At 73.4% G+C, this 7,339-nt stretch carries 1 protein-coding gene and 1 pseudogene; both read right to left on the bottom strand.

Annotated features, from left to right (window positions below; all coding sequences use genetic code 11):
• Positions 1–6,493 (bottom strand): annotated as a pseudogene (locus ACWDR0_RS34125) (type I polyketide synthase); the annotation flags it as partial.
• A gap of 79 nt (positions 6,494–6,572) precedes the next feature.
• The coding region (locus tag ACWDR0_RS34130; protein ID WP_456355720.1) for a phosphopantetheine-binding protein at positions 6,573–7,339 on the bottom strand (767 nt) is incomplete at its 5' end.

A 7,339-nucleotide genomic window follows, 5' to 3' on the forward strand; every position in this document is an offset into this window, starting at 1 on the left:
GTACGGCCTCCTTCGAGGCTTCTACGGCGACCATCGCGCCGCCCTCGGGCAGCGCACCCATCAGCCGGCCGCGCGCCGCGACCAGGGTGCAGGCGTCTTCCAGAGACAGCACCCCGGCGACATGCGCGGCCGCGATCTCACCCACCGAATGGCCGGCGAGGTGGTCGGGGCGGACACCCCAGGACTCGACCAGCCGGAACAGCGCCACCTCGACCGCGAACAGCGCCGCCTGCGTGAACTCGGTCCGGTTCAGCCGGTCAGCGTCCTCGCCGAACACCACATCGCGGAGCGGACGGTCGAGTTCCGTGTCCAGATGGGCGCAGACCGCGTCGAACGCCTCCGCGTAGACCGGGAACGTCTCGTAAAGCTCACGTCCCATGCCGAGCCGCTGACTGCCCTGGCCACTGAACAGGAACGCCAGCCGGCCCGGGATGTGGGCGGGGGCGCCGTCGCGGGCGACGGCGGCGAGCCGGTCGAGGGCCGTCTCCCGGTCCGTGGCGACGACGACCGCCCGGTTGTCCAGCGCTGCCCGGCCGGTGGCCGCCGAGTAGGCGATATCGGCCAGGGCCGGTCCGGGGGCGGCCTCCCAGTGTGCGATCAGCCGGGCGGCCTGCTCGCGTACGGCGCCGGAGCCGCGTCCCGAGAGCACCAGCGGTACGGCGGGCAGCGCGCGCCGGGCCACAGTGTGCCGTTCCTGATCCTGATCCTGATCCTGATCCTGATCCTGGAGCTGGGGGGCCTGTTCCAGCACGGTGTGGGCGTTGGTGCCGCTGATACCGAAGGAGGAGACGGCGGCGCGGCGCGGGCGCTCCAGCTCGGGCCAGCTCCGGGGCTCCGTCAGAAGTCGTACGGCACCGGCGGACCAGTCGACGTGCGGGGTGGGCTCGTCCACGTGCAGGGTGCGCGGCAGCACGCCTTCACGCATGGCCATGACCATCTTGATGATGCCCGCGACACCGGCGGCGGCCTGGGTGTGGCCGATGTTGGACTTCACCGAGCCCAGCCAGAGCGGCTCGCCGTCCGGGCGGTCCTGGCCATAGGTGGCGAGCAGGGCCTGGGCCTCGATGGGGTCGCCGAGGGTGGTGCCGGTGCCATGGGCCTCGACCGCGTCCACATCGGCGGCCGTCAGACCGGCGGAGGCCAGGGCCTGGCGGATCACCCGCTGCTGCGAAGGCCCGTTGGGCGCGGTCAGACCGTTCGACGCACCGTCCTGGTTGACGGCGCTGCCGCGCACGACCGCGAGCACCTGGTGGCCGTTGCGCCGGGCGTCGGAGAGCCGCTCCACGAGCAGCAGGCCGACGCCCTCGCCCCAGCCCGTACCGTCCGCGGCGGCCGCGAACGCCTTCACCCGGCCGTCGGAGGCGAGACCGCGCTGCCTGCTGAAGTCGATGAACGTGCCCGGTGTCGACATGATGGTGGCGCCGCCCGCGAGCGCGAGCGTGCACTCGCCCTGCCGGAGCGACTGCACCGCCAGGTGGAGGGCGACAAGGGACGACGAGCACGCCGTGTCGACGGTGATCGCCGGTCCTTCGAGGCCGAGGGCGTAGGAGATGCGTCCGGAGAAGACGGCGGCGGCGTTGCCCGTCCCGATATAGCCCTCGACGCTCTCCTCGCTGCTGAGCAGCATGGGCACGTAGTCCTGGCCGTTGGTGCCCGCGAAGACTCCGGTACGGCTGCCGCGCAGGGACGACGGGTCGATGCCCGCGCGTTCGCAGACCTCCCAGGCGACTTCGAGGAGCAGGCGCTGCTGCGGGTCCATCGCGAGGGCCTCGCGCGGCGAGATGCCGAAGAACGCGGGGTCGAAGCGGTCGGCGTCGTGGAGGAAGCCGCCCTCCCGGGCGTAGGTGGTGCCGGCGCTGTCGGGGTCGGGGTCGTAGAGGGCGTCGGTGTCCCAGCCGCGGTTGGCGGGGAGGGTGGAAACGGCGTCGCCGCCGTTGGCGATCAGGTTCCAGAACTGCTCGGGCGAGGTGACCCCGCCGGGGAAGCGGCAGCCCATGGCGACGATGGCGATCGGCTCGTCGTCACCGCCGCCCGCCGTGAGCCGGGGGTCGGCGGTGTCCGGGGCCCGGCCGAGGAGTTCGGCGAGGAGGTGGCCGGCGAGCGCGGCGGGGGTGGGGTGGTCGAAGACGAGGGTGGCGGGGAGCCGGATACCGGTCGCGGTGCCGAGCCGGTTGCGGAGTTCGACGGCGGTGAGTGAGTCGAAGCCCAGGTCACGGAAGGCCCGGCCGGGTTCGACGGCGTCGGTGCCGCTGTGTCCGAGTACGGCGGCGGCTTCGGCGCGTACCAGCTCCGTCAGATGCCGTTCCCGCTCGGAGGGGGCCATCGCCGCGAGCCGGGCGGCGAACTCCGAGCCGTGGCCGTCGGCGGCCGGCGTCTCCAGGGCGGCCCGGGCCTCGGGCAGTTCGTCGAGGAGGGGCCGGGGGCCGGTGGCGGCGAAGCCGGGGGCGAAGACCGCCCAGTCGACATCGGCGACGGTGAGGCAGGTCTGGTCCTCGGCGAGCGCTCGCCGGAGGGCGGCGACAGCCAGGGCGGGGTCGAGGGCGCGCAGCCCCCGGCGGCGCAGGGCGTCGGCGTCGGCGACGGCCATACCGGCGCCCGCCCAGGGGCCCCAGGCGACGGCGGTGGCGGTCAGACCACGGGCCCGGCGCTGTTCGGCGAGTCCGTCGAGGTAGGCGTTGGCGGCGGAGTACGCGGCTCCGGCGCCGCTGCCCCAGATACCGGCAATGGACGAGAAGAGGACGAAGGCGTCCAGGTCGCGGTCGCCGAGGAGTTCGTCGAGCAGCGCGGCGCCGGTGGTCTTGGCCGCCATGACCTCGGCGAGTTCGTCCGGCCCGAGGTCGGTGAGGAGGGTGGAGCGGGAGATACCGGCCGCGTGGAACACGGCGGTCAGACCGGGGAGGGACGCGATGACCCCGGCGAGTGCTTCACGGTCGGTGACATCGCAGGCCCTCGCCTCGACGCGGTCGCCCAGACCGGGGTCGACGGCGCGCCTGCCGAGCAGGACGACCCGCTCGGCGCCCGCCGCGGCGAGCCAGCGGGCGATCTCCCGGCCGAGGGCGCCCGTACCTCCGGTGACCAGGACGGTGCCGCGGGGCGTCCAGCCGCCGTCGGCGGTGATCCGCTCGTGCGGGGCGCGCACCAGGCGGCGGGCGAAGACACCCGAGGCCCGGACCGCGATCTGGTCCTCGGTGCCGGTGAGGGCGGCCGCGAGGCGGGCACCCGTACGGGAGTCCAGGGCTTCGGGCAGGTCGACGAGACCGCCCCAGCGCTCGGGGTGTTCGAGGGCGACGACCCGGCCGAGGCCCCACAGGGCGCTCTGCCGGGGGTCCCCGAGCCGGTCGGAGCGGCCTACGGAGACGGCGCCGCCGGTGACAATCCACAGCGGTGCGGACACCTCGCGGACCAGGCCGACGAGGGTCGCGGCATCGGCGGGCAGCGCCAGGACGCCCGCCACGGTGTCCGGGTCGGGCAGGGCTCCGGGCGCGGTGACGAACGTATCGGCGCCGTACTCGGCCAGCAGTTCCGCCAGCTGCGCGGCGCGCTCCTCCGCACCGGCCGGAGCCACGACGGCCCAGCGGCCGGACAGGGTGGGTGCGGGGGTGTCGGGCTGCGGCTTCCAGACGACGCGGTAGCGCCAGGAGTCGAGGGTGGACTCCTCGCGGCGCTTGCGGCGCCAGGCGGAGAGCGCGGGGACGAGGCCGGTCAGCTCCTCGGCGCCGAGGTCGAGGGTGGCGGCCAGCTCCGCGGTGTCCTCGCGCTCGATGGCCTCCCAGAAGGCGGATTCCACGGCGTCGGCGGGGGCGCCGCCGGTGAGGGTGGTGAAGGACTGGGGCCAGTAGTGCTTGCGCTGGAAGGCGTAGGTGGGCAGGTCGATGCGGCGGGCGCCGGTACCGGTGAGGAGTGCCTGCCAGTCGACGGGGGTGCCGGTGGTGTGGAGGCGGGCGAGCGCGGTGAGCGCGGACTCCGTCTCGGGGCGGTCGCGGCGGAGGAGGGGGACGCCGCCTTCGGCGAGAGCAGACAGGATCCCGTCCGGGCCGATCTCCAGGAAGGACGTCACGCCCTCGGTACGCAGGTGCTCCAGGGCGTCGTGGAAGCGGACCGCGTCCCGGACATGGTTCACCCAGTACTCGGCGTCGACGTGGGCGGGCTGGCCCGCGACGGGGATTGTGGCGGGCTCGTACGACAGAGACTCCACGGTGGCCCGGAACTCGGCCAGCATCGGGTCCATGAGGTGCGAGTGGAAGGCGTGGCTGACGCGCAGGCGCTTGTTCTTCCAGCGCGAGGCGATGGTCAGGACGGCGTCCTCGTCGCCGGAGAGGACCACTGCCTTCGGCCCGTTGACCGCCGCAATGTCGATGCCCTCGGTCAGGTGGGGGCGTACGTCCTCCTCCGAGGCTTCGACGGCAACCATCGCGCCGCCCTCGGGCAGCGCGCCCATCAGCCGTCCTCGGGCCGCGACCAGGGTGCAGGCGTCGTCCAGGGACAGCACCCCGGCCACGTGCGCGGCCGCGATCTCACCCACCGAGTGGCCGGCGAGACAGTCGGGGCGGACACCCCAGGACTCGACCAGCCGGAACAGCGCCACCTCCACCGCAAACAGCGCGGCCTGCGTGAACTCGGTACGGTTCAGCCGGTCGGCGTCCTCGCCGAAGACGGCTTCCTTCAGCGGGAGTTCGAAGCGGGCGCACACGTCGTCGAAGGTCTCGGCGTACACGGGGTACGCCTCGTACAGCTCCCGGCCCATGCCGAGGCGCTGGCTGCCCTGGCCGCTGAACAGGAACGCCACCCGGCGGTCCGCCTCGGCTATGCCCCGTACGACACCGGCCGCGGAACGGCCCTCGGCCAGGGCTTCCAGGCCGGCCGTGAGCCCGGCCCGGTCCCGGGCGACCACCACGGCGCGGTGGTCCAGCGCGGAGCGGGTGGTCGCCGTCGAGAACGCCAGGTCGGCGAGGGAGCCGCCGGAGACCTCCAGCAGGCGTCCGGCCTGCGCGGCGAGGGCGTCGGCGGTGTGCCCGGAGACGGGGACCGCATGGACACCGGAGGCGGCAGCGCCGGGTGCGGTCCCGGCGGGGTCGGGGGTCCCGGTGGTGTCGGGGGTCCCGGTGGTGTCGGGGGTCCCGGTGGGGTCGGGGGTCCCGGTGGGGTCGGGGTCGCTCTCCGGGGCCTGCTCGATGATGGTGTGGGCGTTGGTGCCGCTCATACCGAACGACGAGACACCCGCCCGGCGCGGGCCCTCCGACTCCCAGGCGCGGGCCTCGGTGAGGAGTTCCACGGACCCGGCCGTCCAGTCGACGTGCGGGGTCGGCTCGTCCACATGCAGCGTCTTGGGCAGGACGCCGTTCCGGAGCGCCATGACGACCTTGATGACGCCGCCGACGCCGGAAGCCGACTGCGTGTGGCCGATGTTCGACTTCAGCGAGCCGAGCCAGAGCGGGCTCTGCCGGTTCTGGCCGTAGGTGGCGAGGATGGCCTGGGCTTCGATGGGGTCGCCGAGACGGGTGCCGGTGCCATGGGCCTCGACCAGGTCCACGTCCGACGCGGAGAGCCCGGCGGAGGCGAGGGCCTGGCGGATCACGCGCTGCTGTGCGGGCCCGTTGGGGGCGGTCAGGCCGTTGGAAGCGCCGTCCTGGTTCACCGCACTTCCGCGGACGACCGCCAGGACCGGGTGACCGTTGCGCCGGGCGTCGGAGAGCCGCTCCACCAGGAGTACGCCGACGCCTTCGCCCCAGCCGGTGCCGTCGGCGGCGGCCGCGAATGCCTTGCACCGGCCGTCGTCCGCAAGGCCCCTCTGCCGCGAGAACTCGATGAACGTCCCCGGTGTCGCCATCACGGTCACACCGCCCGCGAGGGCGAGCGTGCACTCACCCTGCCGCAGCGCCTGCACCGCGAGATGGAGGGAGACGAGCGACGACGAGCATGCGGTGTCGACGGTGACCGCCGGGCCTTCGAGACCGAAGGTGTACGACAGCCGGCCCGAGACGACGCTGGCCGCGTTGCCCGTACCGACGTGTCCGCCCAGCTCGTCCTCCGCGAACATCAGCAGCGTCGCGTAGTCCTGGCTGTTCGTCCCCACGAACACACCCGTACGGCTGCCGCGGAGCGACACCGGGTCGATACCGGCCCGCTCCACCGCCTCCCAGGAGGTCTCCAGGAGCAGCCGCTGCTGCGGGTCCATGGAGAGGGCCTCGCGCGGGGAGATCCCGAAGAATCCCGGGTCGAACTCGCCCGCGTCCCGGATGAACCCGCCGACCCGTGTGGTGCTGGTTCCCGGGTTGTCCGGGTCCGGGTCGTACAGCGCCTCGGTATCCCAGCCCCGGTCGCCGGGGAACTCTGCCACCGCGTCACCGCCCGCCGCGACCAGGTTCCACAGGTCCTCGGGGGATTTCACGTCACCGGGGTACCGGCACGCCATCCCGACGATCGCGATCGGCTCCTGATCACGGGACTCCGCCTCCTGGAGCCGAGCCCGGGTCTCGTGCAGGTCCGCCGACACGCGCTTGAGGTAGTCGAGCAGCTTCTCTTCATTCGTCGCCATTGCCATCCACCAAACGCATTCAGAAGGTCGTACGGGTTCAGGAGAGACCGAGTTCACGGTCGATGAAGTCGAACACCTCGTCGGAGGTGGCCGAGTCGAGCTTTCCGGCGACGCCTTCGCGTCCCGCTGTCTCGGCCTCGGTGCTCGTCCACTGGGACAGCAGGGTGCGCAGGCGCACCGTGACGCTGGTGTGCTCGGCGTCCTCCAGCTCCGCAGCGGCCAGCAGACCGGCCAGTTTGTCGAGTTCGGCCAGGACCGGGACGACGGACGTCGCTCCGGTGTCGACGAGGCCCGCCAGCAGGCGGCCCGCCAGGGCGGCCGGGGTCGGATGGTCGAAGACCAGCGTGCTGGGCAGTGCCAGTCCGGTGGCGGCGGTCAGGGCGTTCCGCAGTTCGACCGCCGTGAGCGAGTCGAAGCCGAGGTCGCGGAAGGCCCGTCCGGTGGAGACGGCGGAGGTGTCGGGGTGGCCGAGCACCCGGGCCGTCTCGGCGCAGACGAGACCGACGACATGCCGCTCCCGTTCGGCCGCGGGCATACCCGCGAGCAGGGTGCCGAGTTCACCGGCGCCGCCGTCGTTCCCGGTGGCCGCGGGGGCGAGTGCTTCCCGGGCCTCCGGCAGGTCGGCGATGAGGGGCCGGGGGCGGGCAGCGGCGAACGCCGGAGCGAACCGCGCCCAGTCGACATCCGCGACGGTGAGGGTGGTGAGGTTTTCCTCGACCGCCCGCCGCATCGCACCGATCGCCACCTCAGGCGCCAGCTCCACCAACCCACGACGCCGCAGCGAATCACCCTCCAAAGCCGCCA

The organism is Streptomyces sp. NPDC003691, from assembly GCF_053981115.1.